The 16,783-nt window shown below is 42.1% G+C and carries 10 protein-coding genes and 1 tRNA gene; 3 read left to right on the forward strand and 8 right to left on the reverse strand.

Features of this window, described 5'->3' with window-relative positions:
• Window positions 1–71: 71 nt before the first annotated feature.
• The 8 genes from AB5062_RS07300 to AB5062_RS07335 all read right to left on the reverse strand — a co-directional run bounded on the left by AB5062_RS07300 (window position 72) and on the right by AB5062_RS07335 (window position 14,473).
• Window positions 72–2,750 carry a glycoside hydrolase family 2 TIM barrel-domain containing protein gene (locus AB5062_RS07300; protein WP_008782044.1) on the reverse strand — a complete coding sequence of 893 codons (2,679 nt, stop codon included), beginning with the start codon at window positions 2,748–2,750 and terminating at the stop codon, window positions 72–74.
• Window positions 2,751–2,812: 62 nt separating this feature from the next.
• Entirely contained in the window at window positions 2,813–4,894 is a 2,082-nt protein-coding gene (locus AB5062_RS07305; RefSeq protein ID WP_005840122.1) for a family 20 glycosylhydrolase, read from the reverse strand.
• Window positions 4,891–7,338 (reverse strand): sugar-binding domain-containing protein, encoded by a 2,448-nt coding sequence (locus AB5062_RS07310; protein ID WP_032953220.1) that lies wholly within the window; start codon window positions 7,336–7,338, stop codon window positions 4,891–4,893. Before AB5062_RS07310 ends, AB5062_RS07305 begins: the two co-directional genes overlap by 4 nt.
• Before the next feature lie 98 nt (window positions 7,339–7,436).
• Window positions 7,437–8,978: a RagB/SusD family nutrient uptake outer membrane protein gene (locus tag AB5062_RS07315; RefSeq protein ID WP_005852886.1), complete on the reverse strand. Its 1,542-nt coding sequence runs from the start codon at window positions 8,976–8,978 to the stop codon at window positions 7,437–7,439.
• Between the two features lie 13 nt (window positions 8,979–8,991).
• A complete protein-coding gene (locus tag AB5062_RS07320) occupies window positions 8,992–12,345 on the reverse strand; it encodes a TonB-dependent receptor (RefSeq protein WP_080705364.1) in 3,354 nt (1,117 codons plus the stop codon).
• 152 nt (window positions 12,346–12,497) lie between these two features.
• Window positions 12,498–13,433 carry a FecR family protein gene (locus tag AB5062_RS07325; protein WP_016271376.1) on the reverse strand — a complete coding sequence of 312 codons (936 nt, stop codon included), beginning with the start codon at window positions 13,431–13,433 and terminating at the stop codon, window positions 12,498–12,500.
• 54 nt (window positions 13,434–13,487) lie between these two features.
• On the reverse strand, window positions 13,488–14,078 hold the full coding sequence (locus AB5062_RS07330; protein ID WP_005840110.1) for an RNA polymerase sigma-70 factor: 591 nt from the start codon (window positions 14,076–14,078) through the stop codon (window positions 13,488–13,490).
• Between the two features lie 322 nt (window positions 14,079–14,400).
• Window positions 14,401–14,473, reverse strand: a tRNA-Met gene (locus tag AB5062_RS07335).
• A 231-nt stretch (window positions 14,474–14,704) separates the two neighbouring features.
• Between AB5062_RS07335 and AB5062_RS07340 the strand changes: the two genes are divergently transcribed.
• From AB5062_RS07340 to AB5062_RS07350, 3 genes are read left to right on the forward strand one after another with little or no spacing between them, the layout of a single operon-like run.
• On the forward strand, window positions 14,705–15,304 hold the full coding sequence (locus AB5062_RS07340; RefSeq protein WP_005840108.1) for a TetR/AcrR family transcriptional regulator: 600 nt from the start codon (window positions 14,705–14,707) through the stop codon (window positions 15,302–15,304).
• Window positions 15,305–15,335: 31 nt separating this feature from the next.
• The gene (fabG, locus tag AB5062_RS07345) at window positions 15,336–16,082 is read left to right on the forward strand and encodes a 3-oxoacyl-[acyl-carrier-protein] reductase (protein ID WP_005840106.1); all 747 of its coding nucleotides are present in this window, start codon (window positions 15,336–15,338) and stop codon (window positions 16,080–16,082) included.
• A 1-nt stretch (window position 16,083) separates the two neighbouring features.
• Window positions 16,084–16,755 (forward strand): RluA family pseudouridine synthase, encoded by a 672-nt coding sequence (locus AB5062_RS07350; RefSeq protein ID WP_005840104.1) that lies wholly within the window; start codon window positions 16,084–16,086, stop codon window positions 16,753–16,755.
• Window positions 16,756–16,783: the final 28 nt, after the last annotated feature.

A 16,783-nucleotide genomic window follows, 5' to 3' on the forward strand; every position in this document is an offset into this window, starting at 1 on the left:
TGGGGATGGAGTAGAAGAGGCTTTGAATTGCTTTTCTCTTTCTGCCTCTTCCCCACACCGGATGGAAAGGTTTACTTCTTTTCACCGAAATCAGCTTGCTGTTTTTCCACTTCTTTCAGCTTTTGTGCATTCCGTTCTTTCAGCAAACGTTCCTGTTCCAGTTCGGAAGCCGATTTGGCGGCTGATTGCCCGAAAGGTGAGTCGCTGTTCATGGAAATCAGCGCAGCTTCACTTTCGGTGTAGATGAGAGGATGAGCCGCCGGCTTGCTTTCTAATTCCAACACTGCGCTGGCAGGCATTTGCGAGCCTTCGAACAATACGCTGGCAGTGATTTTGATTTTACCCGGCTTCAAGGTGGATTGTATCAGCACGGGGGCTGTTCCCCATTTTACCGGAGCCGGATTGGCCAGTATATTCGCTCCGCCCAAAATACGTCCTTCGCCTTCTACATGGAATTTCACATAATAGTTGTTCAGACGTTTGATGTTCCCGTTTTTATCGGCTATGGCGGCTACTACGGTTACAAAGTCGGAGCCATCAGCTTTTAAGTCGGTGTTTTCATTGTCAACCCAAAGTAGCACTTTCTCGGGACGCCGGGCCGGTCGTACTTCGTGCGTGGCAACTACTTTTCCATCTATGATGCCTTCGGCCAGTAGGAACACCTCGTCCTGTTTCTTCTTTCTCATAGACATGTTTTTGTCTATCATGAAGTCGTATATATCTTTGAATGTAATAACGGGTGAGGGCATTCCTTCTTTTGTTGCCGGCTTGGTGTAAGTCCATGTCTTGCCACCTTTATTATAAGTAAGCCGCACCTCGTCACAATTGGAGTACACAGTAACGTCTTTGGGTGAGAAGGGAGTCATTTCATGGGCGATGTACACCATCGGTCCTGTTTCGAAAAGACGGTCTTGCTTTTCGGGCGAGCGCTGGGCTTTGAACATATAATAAGCATATTTGGGTTGACGGAATACGTCCATCACACCACCATAGAAGGGATCGGGATGATAGCCGCGCTGGTGGTCGAACGAGTGCCACAAACAGCCGCCGACGTGTTGGCGCGGAGTACGGCAGAGTACATCGTAACAGGTGAAAGGATAACGGGGGGCGGCATAATGCTGTGCCTGGATGAGCATAGCCTGTTCCCCCCAGTTGCGTGCCACACGGCTGGGGGAGTTGTGCGAGTTCCAGTCGTCTACATTATCTCCCCACTCGCGGGTGAAATAGGTTATTTTAGGGTCGAGGCTTTTGATGGCCCAGTCCTTGTCTGCATTGGCCGGATGAGTGAAGAGTACCGGATATACCTCATGTCCCCGTGCTTCGCTGTCGCAACCGGAATAGCAATACGGATAAGGGTATTCTTGATTGACAATATCGAGGGTATTTTTGGCGAAGTCTGCCGGATACCAGGTTTCATTCAGGATAGGTTCCCATAACCATACACAAGGGTGATTGCGGTCACGCCGTACCAGGTTGCGGATATCGCTATAAACCCGTTGTGCAAATTCAGGAGCGTCATTCCAGAATTGCCATCCCGGTGTGTTTACAATGACGAACAGCCCCAGTTCGTCACATGCATCCATAAAGGCGGGGTCTTGAGGGCAGTGAGCATTCCGGATAACTTTCATACCTGTGTCGCGTAGCTTTTTAGCGTCGCGCCAATGAATGCTGTTGGCAACGGCATTGCCTACTACGGCAAAATCCTGATGGCGGTTGGCGCCAATCAGCGGGCTTGGATAAGGTTTGCCGTTCAGCCAGAATCCGTCCTTGCCTTTGAATTCTACGCTGCGGATACCGATACGGCGGCGGTAGCCGTCCACTACATTTCCTTCATTGTCGCGGATACGGACAATCAGGTTATATAACGTAGGCGTTTCAGGGCTCCAAAGCAGAGGAGACTTCAACGTTATTTTATCTTTTGAAGTGACTGCCTTGCCCGGACGTACTTGAATGACATCGTTCAGAAATGCGGCTTGTGTGCCGTCGGGTTGCTGAAGTTCATATTCTACTACTCCTTTGAAGTTCTTTTTACTGTCATTACGTATATGGGCTTTCAGGATTATTTCTGCGGAAGTGTCGGAAACTTTGTCGTATGCCACGAAAAGCCCGCCGCCTGCCATTTCGTTTTCGAAATTGGGATCGGTGATGAAAACCGGACGATGGGCTATGAGCCAGCAGTCACGATAGATGCCGCCAAAATAAGTATAATCCAGTACATCCTGTGCTTTGCCGGGAGGATAACTGGGGTCATTGCTGTTGTCTGCCCATACAGCTATCACATTGTCTGTCCCCCAATTCAGTGCATCGGTGACATCAATGACTACAGGCAGGTATCCGCCAAAGTGTTCGGTCAATAAATTGCCGTTTACAAAAACTTTGCTTTTTCCCATGATAGCTTCGAAATGCAGGAAAAGTTTTTTGCCTTTCAATTCATTTGCCGGAGTGAAATGTTTGCGGTACCATACCTCACCTTGATAGTTGATACATCCACTGGCCTCAGTCGGTACATATTCAATTCCGTCGGGCAGGGAAACCACTTTCCAGTCCTGGTCATTAAAGTCGGTGGTTTCCGCACCTGTAGCGGTTCCTTTGTGGAATCGCCATGCCGGATTCATGGAATATACTTCACGTCCGGAGTTTGCCAGTTCATAGAAACCGGCAGTAGAAAACTCAGGCTGGTAGGCTGCTTGCATCTCATAGAGAGGAAATAGCAGCAGGGCGATGAGATAAGATAAAAAATGTTGTTTCATAAAGTAGTGTTGTATTATAAGGTTCATATTATTTTTTATATTAAAGTTTCATTCGTTGTTTCTTATGGAATGTTTTTCTGTCGGGCGGTCTGAGAGTTCATCCATGTTCTTGTCTTCCTTATCATTGGAATTTCATAATAATACCACCAGTCGCTGTTGTTGGTTTTGGCGGCAAGATGGTTGTGGTGGTTTTGGTCAGCAATGTAACCGTCAGGTTGTTCCATAAAACGGGTCTGTGAATAGGTCTCTTCCAATTGTTTTCTCATGGTCTGAAAGTCATTGCACACTTCATTTATTTGTTGCAATGCTGTCTGTTTGTCTTGTTCATGTATAGTGATATCATAGTTGTGCAAGGCTAGAATCAGACGGACAGGGAAGTTGAACAAGTGATTTGTCTGTTCGTATACCTCTAATGTATAGCGGTTGCGTAAAGCATGTTGTTTAGCCTCTTTTATGCCTTGGCATATTTTTTCATATCGTTTTTGTTCCACCTTTGCTTGGGCTATTTTTTGTTGGTAGGTACGGCTCCATGCTCCCGGTGCGTCTGGATCCGGTAGGCTGATTAAAGTAAAATCAGTAGTTCCCCATGCCGGATTGCGCCTTCCCGAATTGACCAGGGCATCATCAAAGAAAAATGCTTCTTGTTCCAGTTCATCCAGAAAAGCCATATGGTTGTCATTTGGATGAAAGCCAAATTCTCGTTGGGCATGTGCGGCTTTGAAGGCTTCGACTGTCCGTGCTGTTGGGTTCCAGCCATATTCTCCCTGTGCGATGTATCCACGCCACACCGTTTCAGAGTGTGGGGAACCATCATCCCATGCTGTGGCCAAAATTCCTTCCAGTTGATTTTGAGCAACTAATTTGCTGAATCCTTTGATATAGCCGGCCAGTGAATTTTCACGCGGTATAAATGGAGAACTGCCACACGAAGCAGCGGTAGCTCCCATTACTTTCAGTCCTTTGTCATGATACCATTGTAAAATGCGTTGATGCCCCGGTTGGGTGGCATCTTTGTAGTTCCATCGCATATACACACATTCTTTGGGGAATAATTTGATGCTTTCATTCAATTTTTTATCGTTCCATTTTGCTGCTATTTCATCCTGGGTTTCATTACTGTTGACCAAATCCCATACACCGCCGTATTTTAATGGCATATCATCCCAGAAAATAGGAATGCGGTTGTGAGCTGTTGCGAAATCGCATACTTTTTTCAACCAGATCATTTGTAGTTCAAATGGAGTTTTTCCGGTGGCTTTACAGCGTTGGTCTATGCCTATGGCGGTAATTTCATCTCCTCCTATATGTAAGTATTTGCTGTAAGGCATGGCTTCGATAGCATCCCGGTAAAGGTCGAATTGCAAATCATAGGTACGAGGGTCAGATGGGCAAAACTCCCAGTCGCTGTCGGGGTTTTCACGTAGTTCCCAATGATGTTTTAAAATAAAACCGGCATGTCCCAAACCTTGGACCAAGGGGGTTATTTCAATATTCCGTTCTTTGGCATAGCGGCATAAGGCTTGCATTTCCTGCTTGCTGATGGCATTGGGGGCACCTATTTCGGGGCGTCGGGTATAACGCAGTTTATCTTCCAGCTCCCAAATAACTGCGTTTATTTTGTATCGGGCCAGTTTGTCTATTTCCTGATAATAATACTCCATGCGGTCTAAATGATGTTTTACATCAAAGTGCACGGCCCGATAGGAAATGGCCGGATAATCGATGATTAGCATGGCTGGAATAAGTATGTTGAAATCCCGGCTGTCTTCCATTAATTGTTCTAAAGTTTGGCAACCGTAGAAGATACCTGTCATGGTTCTGGCTGATATACAGACTCCTTTTTCATTAATTTCCATCATGTATCCTTCCGGAGAAGCAGGAACATGCTGGCTGGTGAGTTGGAGCCGGATGGGTTTCCCTTTTCGTGGGCAACGGGGAAGTTTGTTGAGCATATCTCCCAATATGGGGATGGAAGTTGTGTCTGATGACAGAATATAGGATAACTCCCAATAATTGATTCCTTTTCCAGAAGTCAGTTCTATGGATTGTGGTTGTGGAAGCAACTGGAATGTCTTGTCTAATTCTCGAGAAGCAACCTCTTCTATGAATAAGCATAAACAGAGTAATAAAAGAATTTTTTTCATATCACTTCGATGATTAATTTTTTTTCTACTAATTTTGTTCCTTGTACAGTCAGGGTTCCTTTTCCTTTTTCTTCGTCAGATTGTAATAATACTACACATTTTCCCCGAAAGCAACGGCAGTGGGGCTGTTGGTATGGAAACATATCTGTAGGGTTTCCGTTGTCTACCCCTAATAGCCGGAGTGGTCCACTTACGTGGAAACTGAGTTCATTGGAGGCATAAGGACAAGGAATTCCGTTTTTATCTGTTATGTCGATCTCTATGCGTATGACTTCATCCGAACCGGCTTTTACAGAATACTTGTTACTGGCAAGGGCGACAGAATGAGGTGCTTCTGCACTTTGATAACAGTCTGTTGCCACGATTTTTCCTTTTTTTATGCCTCGGGCTTCTATTTTTCCGGGCGAATAAGGAACTAACCATATCAGTTGCTCCCCTGTATAAGGTTTACTGCCCAAAGATACATTATTTATAAATAACTCTACTGCATCACAGTTGGTATAAATGACTACGGGAATTGTTTTTCCTTCTTTTCCCGGATGCGTCCAATGCGGAAGAAGGTGTACCATTGGTTTGTCGGTCCATAAACTTTGGTAGAGGAAATAGGCGTCTTTCGGAATGGCAGCTATGTCGATAATACCGAAATTGCCACATCGTTGAGGCCATTCGGCTTCACCTAAATAGTCAAAACTGCCCCATCGGAATTCTCCCATTAACCAAGGGAAAGAACAGGTGCGTTGCCATGATTTACGGGCGCTGATACGTACAGAAGCATTGTCGTAGGACGATTGATAATAGGGATAATCGGATTCTTCGGGGAAGCATTCTTTTTCCGTCAGGTCAGGTATAGGAAAGACCCGATGTTTAAATTGTTCCCAGTTTATGTTTCCTTTTTCCCAAGGAGCGGGGAAATCCCGTCTTCTCCATTGTGTCTGGCTTCGGTATACGCCACGGGTTTGATAAGTGTGGGGTACCTCTGTAGCAATGGCACAAAGTGTTGGGTAGTTTTTGTGGAAGTGTTCTAGTTCTCCTATTTCTTCTCCATTTCCATTGAAGCCGATAATGTCTAGATAGTTGAATTTTTTTTGATAATCGGTCTTCATACCTCTAGTAGGATCAGTTCCTCCTTGAGTGACAGGGCGGTCAGGGTCCAGTTGGTGAAATAGGCTGACCAGGTTGTGTTGGATTTCGGGGGTAGCTCCCGTTACTTCGTTGCCGATACTCCACATAATGATAGAGGGATGGTTACGGTCTCGTTTTATGAAATCAGTCATATCTTTTTGCCACCATTCATCAAAGTAATTTCCATAGTCATCGGCGGCTTTAGGTTGATTCCATCCGTCCAATCCTTCGTTTAGTACCATGATTCCCATCGTATCGCATAAATTATAGAAAGCAGGAGAGAAGGGATTATGACTGGTGCGTATCGCATTACATCCCATATCTTTCAATAATTTGAGACGATAATGAAGTAGGTCGTCGGGTACGGCGGCTCCTACAGCACCGGCTGTATGATGATCGCATACTCCTTTTATCTTTAGTGATTTGCCATTGAGCAGGAATCCGCTGACCGGGTTGAATTCTAATTGACGGAAGCCTACAGGTAATCTACATTCATCTAGTATCTTGTTATCTCTTGTCAGTTGGCATATAAGTGTATAGACGTTAGGAGAATCAGGCGACCATAATAATGGTTTCCTGATGCTCCCTGACAGGAAGCAAAGAGAATCTGCAGATGAGACAAATATTTTTTCAGAAGTATCGGCTATGCTACCGTTGGGAGCTTGTAGATATGTTTTTACTTTGATTGGCTTTTTCTCCTGTGTTTCAATTTCTATAGATAGGGTGTAGGTGGCAGATTGCTTATTTTGTAGCTTGGATCTGAAATGGATTCCGGAATAAGGAATGTGGGTGGGGTTACTGACCAGCAGGTATACAGGACGATATATTCCTGATCCTGTATACCAACGTCCGGTTAATGCTTTGCTGTGATCTACTTTTACAGCGATTTGGTTCTTGCCTTCTTGCAAATATGGAGTTAAATCATATACAAAGCTGATATACCCATTAGGACGTTTGCCCAGCCAATGACCGTTTATCCATACTTCGCTGTTCAGATATACGCCCTCAAATAGGATTTGTACTTTTTTATTTTTCCATTTGGAAGGAATGGTAAAAGTTTTTCGATACCAGCTTATTCCGGCAGGCAGGAAGCCGCTTTGCCAGTCGGTTCCGTTTTCAAATTGTTTATAAGTGCCTTCTATGCTCCAGTCATGAGGAATGTTCAATATGCGCCATTGAGAATCGTTATATGAGGAAGAAGAGGCTCCTTTGCCTGCATCTCCTAGATGGAATTTCCAGCTTTTACAGAAATTTATGGTTTCTCCGGCAAAAGATGCCAATAAGAAAAATTGTATGCAAACAAATAAAAGGATACGTTTCATGGTTAGTGTGAAGAGAAAGAGAGGCTGAATGTTGCTTGAAGAACAATCAGCCCTAGAACTAATTTACTGATGTTATATATAAGCTAATACCTGTTGATTTACCATCCTTCACTAGGCGTACAAAGTGGATTGGTGTCAAGTTCTTTGGCTGGTATCGGGAAGTAGTTGAACTTATTGATATTACCGGATTTGCCAGTCTGATAGTTTTTATAGCGGGTATCATCACAAGTTTTTAATGTCTGCTCTAACAATCCCCATCTGCGTAAATCGTAGAAACGTTCGCCTTCCACAAAGAATTCAATGGCGCGTTGGTGTACCAGATCTTCAAAAACCCCTTCTTTGGTTATTGGGCCGCTATAGTCATTCAGGTTGGCGCGTCGGCGGATTTGATTAATATATCCGATAGATGTGTCTAAAGCCCCTTTGTTCATATAGGCTTCTGCCAGCATCAATAATACATCGGCATAGCGGATGGCTCTTTCATTGATGAATGACTTGGGAGGTGCCGGTTCATCTTTTTGAGTCTTCCAGTTCTGATATTTCAAAATCCAGTATGTTTTCCACTTGTCTTGTGCAAAAACTTCCCGGAAAGGTCTTTGGTAGTAAGTGCATCCCTCATAGTCCCATGCCACAGAACAGCGGGCACGATAATCAAAATTGCCGTCTTTGTCTTTTTCCTTCCAGAAGATATCCATAATTTGCTGGGTAGGATTTGCTTCATACCATCCTCCGACTTCAGCAGCGGCATATTCTTTAGGGCGGGTATTGGATTGGGTGGAATTGATATTTTCTCCATCTCCCCAAAGATCTGTTCCACCCACATCTTCTATCAATAACTCGAAAATACTTTCGGCATTGTTTTCATGAGTGTCATCAAAATTCCAATTAAAGTCCTCTACTAGTTTGTAGGTGTAAGGATTCTGCGTCAGAGGCTCGAGGACGTTTATCGCTTCTTGCCAATTTTCTTCATAGACATATATTTTACCCAAAGCGGCATAAGCGGCTCCTTGTGTAGGCTTTCCTATTTTATTCGTTATGGGCAATAGGGAAGCAGCGGTTTTTAAATCTTCTTTGGCTTGTGCCCATATATCAGCTTGTGATGATTTTGCTAAAGGGAAAGTCGAGGGAGATTGGGAGGCTGTCAGGCGGAGAGGGGCGTCTTTAAACTCTTTGGCTAACTGGAATAAATAGAAGCCACGTATGAAAAGACATTCTCCTTTTACCGAATTTTGAAAATCGGTAGAAAATTGTTCTTTCTTTTCTTCCAGTTTTTGCATAATGGAGTTGGTACGGTACAAGGCATTGTAAAATTGATAGAACATGCCTTGTGTCAGTGAGTTTGTATTACTATTAGTAAAACGGTTTACTGTATATACATCCGAAATATCGTTGCGGAAGTCGACTTCATCGGCTCGGGCTATTCTCAGCATTACACCGCGAGTTCCATAATAACCGCCGTTTAGGGCATTCTTCAGTGGAGTATAGCAAGAGGTCAAGGCCAGATTGAAATCGGTTTCATCTTTCCAAAAAGTATCTTCTGTTGCTTGGTTGGGATTGGCCTGGTTTAATTGATCTTCGCAGGAACTGAATAGCATGCCTGAAATCAATATGGTCAATGTCGTTTTAATATATGTTTTCATAAGATGTTTATTTTTAGAATGTTACATTTAGTCCTAACATGAAAGTACGGTTAGTCGGGTAAATAAAATTATCAAATCCCCGATAATTGGCATTGTCTGCATTGACATCCGGTGAATATCCGCTGTAACTGGTGATAGTAAATAAGTTTTCAGCGTTAATATACACACGGGCATGCTGTATGGCACCTTTAAACCATGTCTGAGGAAATGTATAACCTAATTGAACACTGCGGAGACGCAAATAAGAACCATTTTCAAGATAACGGTCGGATTCTGCACGGGTATTACGGTTAGGATCATCCCATGTCAGACGTGGATGGGAGGCATTTTTGTTTTCAGGAGTCCAATAATCCAGGCAACTTGCCAGAAAATTGGAACCTTTGGTTACATCTTCTAATGTCTGACGGGTTGCATTATAAATTTTATTTCCTAACACTCCTTGCAGTCCGATTGATAAGTCGAAATTTTTGTATCTCATATTACCATTCAGCGCGAAAGTAAAATCGGGAAAAGGACTGCCTTGAAATACACGGTCGTCGTCATTGATAACGCCATCGTTGTTGGCATCTACAAATTTTATATCACCCGGTTCGGCGGCTGGTTGTATTTTTTTACCGTCTTTGGCATATGCGTCTACTTCTTCCTGACTATTGAAATATCCGGCTGTAGAGATAAGCCAATAACCTCCAATAGGATATCCGGCTTTGGTTTCACTGGTAGTGATGTTTTGGTTGGTAGAACCGCCTTTGATAGATCCGCTTTCACTTCCCATGGCTATTACTTTGTTTTTATTGAAAGACCCAATTAAGTTGATGCCATACGAAATATCCGGATTGGGTTGGTCCATCCATCCTAAATTGAATTCAAAGCCATTGTTACGTATCTTGCCCGCATTGCGTATAGGGTCATTGGCACCACCGGAAGAGATAGGAATAGGAACGGTCAGCAAGATATCTTTTGTATTTTTCACATAATAGTCTGCTGTTAAGCTTAGTCGGTTATTAAAAGCCATAAAATCAATGCCGACATTAGTCATAGCGGTTTCTTCCCATTTTATATCCGGATTGGCAAAATTTTTAGGAAATGCTCCTTGAAGCAGACCACCGTTGCCATCGGGATAATTGATGCCGGTAGTGATGGTGGAGGAATATTGATAGTTATCGATTTCTTGATTTCCTAAAACGCCATATCCGCCACGAAGCTTTAGCTGATCAAGCCAATGCACGTTTTCCATGAACTTTTCTTCGGCCACATTCCATCCTAATGAAAAAGAGGGGAAGTAACCATATCGATTGTTCTTACCGAATTTGGAGGAACCGTCCCGGCGGATAGTGGCGGTGAATAAGTATTTATTTTGGTAGGAATAGAATACGCGTCCGAGAATAGAGGTAAGGACACTTCTCCATGAATTGCCTTCGTTGCTGCGATTGGTTGTGGCTGCATCTATTTCTTCTAATCCCTGGGGTAATCCTTCACCATAGGCTTGTATGTGGCGGAATCTGCTGTCTTGATAGGTATAACCTGCCAATGCTGAAATTTTATGCTCTCCGAACGTACGGTCGAAAGTTAATAAATTTTCAACAAGTATATTACGTCTCCTTCTTTGTCTTTCTGTTAATTGGGTGATGCTGTTGGTCGCTAATCCAAAATCATATTTATTGAGATAATTCTTATATCTTTCGAAAGAAAAGTCTGGAGTTAAATTCAGTTTGTATTTTAGTCCTTTAAAAAGTTCAATTTGTGCATACAAGTTAGCGAATATTTTTACATTTTCGTTATAACGGTCCATGATGTTGTCATCAATAATGGCCAATGGGTGAGGAATGTTTACCACATCACCATATGTGCCACCATATCCACCTTCACGAGTATCATCATATTTTTCCAAAGTAGGAACACTTTGCAGAATGGTGCCAATCATGCCGCCTCGAAGTTCCTGGTGAAGGGGCTTGTCATGACTGAATGAAATAATGAGATTTGTTCCAGCAGAGAATATCCCTCTTTTATAATCATTCTTGGATTGGATATTATACCGTTGGTAATTGGTACCTTTTACAATACCGTCTTGGTTGAAATAACCTAAGCCGGTGTAATAAGTGGAATATTTTCCACCACCTTTTACAGACAAATTGTAGTTTTGCATCAGTGCGGGGCGAAACATGATGTCTTGCCAGTCATTGTCTGGTTTGTTAGCCAGATCGGTAGCCATGTCTAATGCCGGTTTGCCGATAGCTTGACGGGCTATAGTGGTAACTTCTGCCCATCCTTTGGCATCTAGCATATCAAGAAATTTGCTGGCAGTTGATATACCTAAGTTGACAGATAAATCAATGATAGGTTTTCCTTCTGTGTTACTTCCTTCTTTGGTAGTGACAATGATAACACCGTTGGCTGCACGGGAACCGTAGATAGCTGCGGATGAGGCATCTTTCAATACGTCAATGCTGGCAATATCATTGGGGTTGATATGATCAATACTGTTCATATACATGCCATCGACAATGTAAAGAGGGGAGGCGTTGTTTAGCGTACCAATACCGCGGACCATGATACGGGTTCCCGAACCTGGGGCACCACCTTGAGATACGATGTCTACCCCTGCAATTTTGCCTTGCAGCGCCTGGCCGATGTTGGCGTTACTTTGTGTATTTAGTTTTTCTGTGTTAATGTTTGCAACAGATCCTGTCAAGTCTGCTTTTTTCTGTACACCGTATCCAATGACTACCACTTCATCAAGAGTTTTTGTATCTTCTTTTAATAGAAAACGGATACTTTTTTGGTTGTTGATAACCGTTTCTTGTGTGAGGTAACCAATGTAGGAAACTTCGATAACAGATTGTGGTTTGGCTTCAATACTGAAGTTGCCATCTATATCTGTGATTGTACCTGTTGTGGTTCCCTTTATACGGATGTTGGCTCCGATAATGGGTTCTCCGCTGACATCTGTTACCGTTCCCGTTACTGTTTTAGCTTGTTGTTGAGCATGCAAGTCTTTAATAGCTTCTGTAGTTAAAATAATGTGTGTACCTTCCAGTTCATAGTTGATACCGGTCCCTGACAGAATTCTGTCCAGTACTTGTGCTACGGCTTCATTTTTGACCTTTACGGAAGTAATTTTGTTAATATCTACTTGGTTATTGTAGATAAAAAGATAATCAGTTTGGTTTTCAATTTCATTCAGGATCTTATCCAGTTTAACATTATTCATATGTATGCTGACTTTTGCATTTTGAGAATGGGCATTCCCAGCATACGAACAGAACACACAGACCATCAATAGGAAAGTGGAAATTCTCATAATTCTAAAGATTTGTTTAAATCGGGGATTTTTGAAGCAATATCTCCCCGACAAAGTGTTATTTTTCATACCTTTGCGTTGATTTAAATAGATTTTTTTACTTGAAAAATTGTTTTGAGTCTATGCCGGTAAGTGTGGCAACACTTATCGGCATTTTTCTTTTTAAGGTTAACTTGAGCTTTTCTTCATAGGCTTGTTGTTTTTAGGTTAGTATTGTCTGGTCAATTGATGTAAATAATTTCTTCATCGTTGGCTTTTTCATATTTAAAATGGATATCCCTTTGCAGCACTCTTAGTGCATAATCAATACCGTCTGCTTGACGGAACTTGCCATTATAGGAATATTTCAATACCTTTTTGTTATTGATGATGATCCGGATGCCATAATATTTTTCAAAATCTTCCATGATGGTCTGGAAAGGTTCATCTTTAAAACAGATCAAACCTTCTTTCCAGCGGTAAGGAGTGAAATCGTTTACTTTGGTAACTGCCAACTGCCCGTCTTTTACATATGCTTTATGATGAGGCTTCAAGGTTATTGTCTGTTCAGGAAAGTGCTGTGAGGTAACTTTTACACTACCTTTCATTAAAGTTGTTTCAAACGCCGTTTGGTCAGGATAAGCATCTACATCAAACTGTGTACCCAAAACTTCAATGTCATATTTGTCTGTCCGTACAATAAAAGGAGTTTTTTTCTTCTTGGTTACATCAAAATAAGCTTCTCCTTTTAAAAAAACTGTTCGTTGCTTTTGGCTGAAAGTGACCGGATATTGTAAAGTGGTACGGGCATTCAGCCATACATTAGTTCCATCTGGTAAAGTAATATTGGTACGTTGTCCTGCCGGAACAGATACTGTATTCATGGCAATGACTTCATTTTCCGATTTATATTTCTGATATAAATAGTTAATGGTAAGCGTCAGTATGATGACGGAAGCTATTTTCAGCCATTGACGAATAATTTTGGGAATTCGTTTGGTGGAAATGCAGTTATTTGTAGTTTGGTCATCATGCACCATGAGGGCATCGAACAATTTACGCTCTTTGTAAAAAATGCGCTTGTTCTCTTCGGATGCTTCCATCCATGCTCTTATGTCCATGCCTTCTTGTATAGAAGTAGTTCCGGCAAAAAAACGATGTAGTTTCTCTTTTTCCATTTTATTGCATTCTTTTATGCTTCTATATAAACAGCACTTCAGAATGGAAAATTCCTAGTGGCATTTCATAAAAAAATAGAGAAAGAGTGGAAAATAATCTTTTAAGTTAGTCTGAAGCATCTTTAATGCCTTGTTTATATGGAAATCTACTCCTTTGGGGGTGATATTCATGAGAACTGCAATTTCCTTATAGGATTTGTTTTCGTATCGGCTCAACATGAAGATAGTACGGGTTTTTTCGGGCATGTCGGTGAGGGTTTGTTGGACGAGTTCTTGAATTTCGGAAATAAAAAGCTCATAAGGTTCGCATGCTTGTAAAGTGGCGATCCGGGTATTCAGTTCCCATTCATAGTAATCTTTTATTTTATCCGAGTATTCTTCATGAATTTGCTGATGACGCAGATAATTCAGGCATTTGTTTTTTATAATTGTTAAGATATAGGCTGGAATATTGGAATCTTCGCTTAAGGATTGCCTGTTTTCCCAATAATACATCATCGCCTCAATAGTAATATCTTCTGCTGTGGTTAAATCTCTGACATAAGTATTGGCGAAGCGTACAAAACGTCTTTGAAACTCCTTGTAGAGTTGGTTAAAAGAGGTAATGTCTTCTTTATAGTGCTTTATCTGGATGGGGTCGGTCATCTTATGCGTTGTTTGATTCATGATTAGTACAAAAATATATTTTTTTTATTAGTACTACAATTTTTCGAATGTGAAACGTATGAATCACCTGTAAAAATATGGAGAGTGTAGGGGGATATGCTTATTTTGTATCAGAAGGTACGCTTTCCGCTGACCTGAAGTTCCTTTTCTTTTTCTTTCTGAAAACATTTTTTTATACGTTTTTCGAGCCCGAAAACGTATACCGTTAATGAATTCAATTATTTTTGTCCGACTTTTGTCCGACTGTTTTAAAAGTAAAGAGGATAAAAGATTGTGATTCAATCATTTATCCTCTTTTTAGTTGCGGAGGCCTGACTCGAACAGACGACCTTTGGGTTATGAGCCCAACGAGCTACCAACTGCTCCACTCCGCGATGTTGTGTTTTGATTACGGGTGCAAAGGTACGGCTTTTTTTCTAATCTCCAAATTATTTCTGCATCTTTTTCTCAAATAAAATAATCTTTTTATCTAATGTGTTGATATATAGAGTGTATGTAATATGTTAATTAACATTTACTTTAAGATTATACTTTATTTGTTTGTGTGGTACAAAGAAAAAATGTAATTTTGCTCACATATATATGTAATGTGCAATTGAACTTATATGGCAGTATCAAAGACTAGGGCTAAATTGGTAGACGTCGCCCGTCAGCTTTTTGCGAAGAATGGGGTGGATGATACGACAATGAATGATATAGCGGTGGCTTCCAAGAAAGGAAGACGCACGCTCTATACGTATTTCAAGAGCAAAGAAGACATTTATATGGCAGTGGTGGAGTCGGAGTTAGAGATGCTGTCGGGCGCTATGGAGAAAGTGGCTGAACAGGATATCGCTCCTGATACGAAAATACTGCGGCTGATAGAAACACATCTGGACTCTATCAAGATGGTGGTGTTCAGGAACGGAACTTTGCGTGCCGGCTTTTTCCGTGATATATGGAGAGTGGAGGCAGTGCGGAAGAATTTTGACCGAACGGAAACAAAGCTGTTCAGGCAGGTGTTGACGGAAGGAAAGGAAAAGGGAATCTTTGATATAGACAATGTGAATATCGTGGCGGATATTGTGCACTATTGCGTGAAGGGAATTGAAGCGCCTTATATACGTGGTCAGATAGGTGAGGAGCTGGACGATGAAACAGGATGGGCATACGTGGCAAAAATTGTGTATGGCGCATTGGGACGCAAAGAACAGAATAAGGAATAAAATTAACTTTATAATTATAAAATCAAAAATTATGGGATTATTAACAGGAAAGACTGCGATTGTGACAGGTGCCGCTCGTGGTATTGGTAAGGCGATTGCATTGAAGTTTGCTGCCGAAGGAGCAAATATCGCTTTTACAGACTTGGTAATTGATGAAAACGGTCAGAATACAGAAAAAGAAATTGCTGCGTTGGGTGTAAAGGTGAAAGGTTATGCTTCTAATGCTGCGAATTTTGAGGATACTGAGAAAGTGGTTAATCAGATTAAGGATGATTTTGGTTCTGTTGATATTCTGGTAAACAATGCAGGGATCACGAAAGATGGCTTGATGATGCGTATGAGTGAGGCACAGTGGGATGCGGTAATCGCTGTGAACTTGAAGTCTGCCTTTAACTTTATCCACGCATGTACTCCGATCATGATGCGTCAGAAGAGTGGGAGCATTATTAACATGGCTTCTGTAGTGGGTGTTCACGGAAATGCCGGTCAATGTAACTATTCTGCTTCAAAAGCCGGTATGATCGGTTTGGCTAAATCCATCGCTCAGGAATTGGGTTCTCGCGGTATCCGTGCCAATGCCATCGCTCCGGGATTCATCATTACGGATATGACAGCCAAATTGTCTGACGAAGTAAAAGCTGAGTGGGCTAAGAAGATTCCTTTGCGTCGTGGAGGTACTCCTGAAGATGTGGCGGATGTGGCTACTTTCTTGGCTTCTGATATGTCTTCGTATGTATCAGGACAGGTTATCCAGGTTGACGGCGGTATGAACATGTAATATGATAGTTGTTTACGAGGATAATCATATTATTGTAGTCAATAAGACTTCTTCTGAAATCGTTCAGGGAGACAAGACCGGTGATACTCCTTTGTCGGAGATGGTGAAACAATACCTGAAAGAGAAATATAATAAGCCGGGCAATGTTTTCATTGGGGTGACCCACCGCTTGGATCGTCCCGTCAGCGGATTGGTGGTGTTTGCCAAAACGAGCAAGGCATTGCCCAGGCTGAATGAGATGTTCCGTAACGGTGAGGTGAAAAAGACCTATTGGGCGATAGTGAAAGAGTGCCCCAAGGAAACGGAGGGTGAGCTGGTACACTATCTGGTACGTAACGAGAAACAGAATAAGTCTTATGCATACGATAAGGAAGTAAAAAATTCCAAGAAAGCTGTACTGCATTATAAGCTTATCGGCCATTCTCAGAATTATTATTTATTGGAGGTGGATCTGAAAACCGGAAGGCATCATCAGATTCGTTGCCAGTTGGCCAAGATGGGATGTCCCATTAAAGGTGATTTGAAATATGGCTTTCCACGTTCCAATCCGGATGGCAGTATTTGCCTGCATGCTCGGACGGTACAGTTCGTTCACCCTGTGTCGAAGGAAATGATCCAGTTGACTGCACCGGTACCCGAAGGTAATTTGTGGAACGGCTTTGAGATGGATTAAAGATAGAAAGCAAAAAGGGAATGCTTCA

The sequence above is a fragment of the Phocaeicola sp. RTP21359st1_B8_RTP21360_211022 genome (assembly GCF_040911965.1).
GTDB classification, from domain to species: domain Bacteria; phylum Bacteroidota; class Bacteroidia; order Bacteroidales; family Bacteroidaceae; genus Phocaeicola; species Phocaeicola vulgatus.

Excerpts from the sequence above, each read along its gene's own strand:
- AB5062_RS07300 (WP_008782044.1), bottom strand. The coding sequence starts at position 2,750 with ATGAAACAACATTTTTTATCTTATCTCATCGCCCTGCTGCTATTTCCT.
- AB5062_RS07305 (WP_005840122.1), bottom strand. The coding sequence starts at position 4,894 with ATGAAAAAAATTCTTTTATTACTCTGTTTATGCTTATTCATAGAAGAG.
- AB5062_RS07310 (WP_032953220.1), bottom strand. The coding sequence starts at position 7,338 with ATGAAACGTATCCTTTTATTTGTTTGCATACAATTTTTCTTATTGGCA.
- AB5062_RS07315 (WP_005852886.1), bottom strand. The coding sequence starts at position 8,978 with ATGAAAACATATATTAAAACGACATTGACCATATTGATTTCAGGCATG.
- AB5062_RS07320 (WP_080705364.1), bottom strand. The coding sequence starts at position 12,345 with ATGAAAAATAACACTTTGTCGGGGAGATATTGCTTCAAAAATCCCCGA.
- AB5062_RS07325 (WP_016271376.1), bottom strand. The coding sequence starts at position 13,433 with ATGGAAAAAGAGAAACTACATCGTTTTTTTGCCGGAACTACTTCTATA.
- AB5062_RS07330 (WP_005840110.1), bottom strand. The coding sequence starts at position 14,078 with ATGACCGACCCCATCCAGATAAAGCACTATAAAGAAGACATTACCTCT.
- AB5062_RS07340 (WP_005840108.1), top strand. The coding sequence starts at position 14,705 with ATGGCAGTATCAAAGACTAGGGCTAAATTGGTAGACGTCGCCCGTCAG.
- fabG (WP_005840106.1), top strand. The coding sequence starts at position 15,336 with ATGGGATTATTAACAGGAAAGACTGCGATTGTGACAGGTGCCGCTCGT.
- AB5062_RS07350 (WP_005840104.1), top strand. The coding sequence starts at position 16,084 with ATGATAGTTGTTTACGAGGATAATCATATTATTGTAGTCAATAAGACT.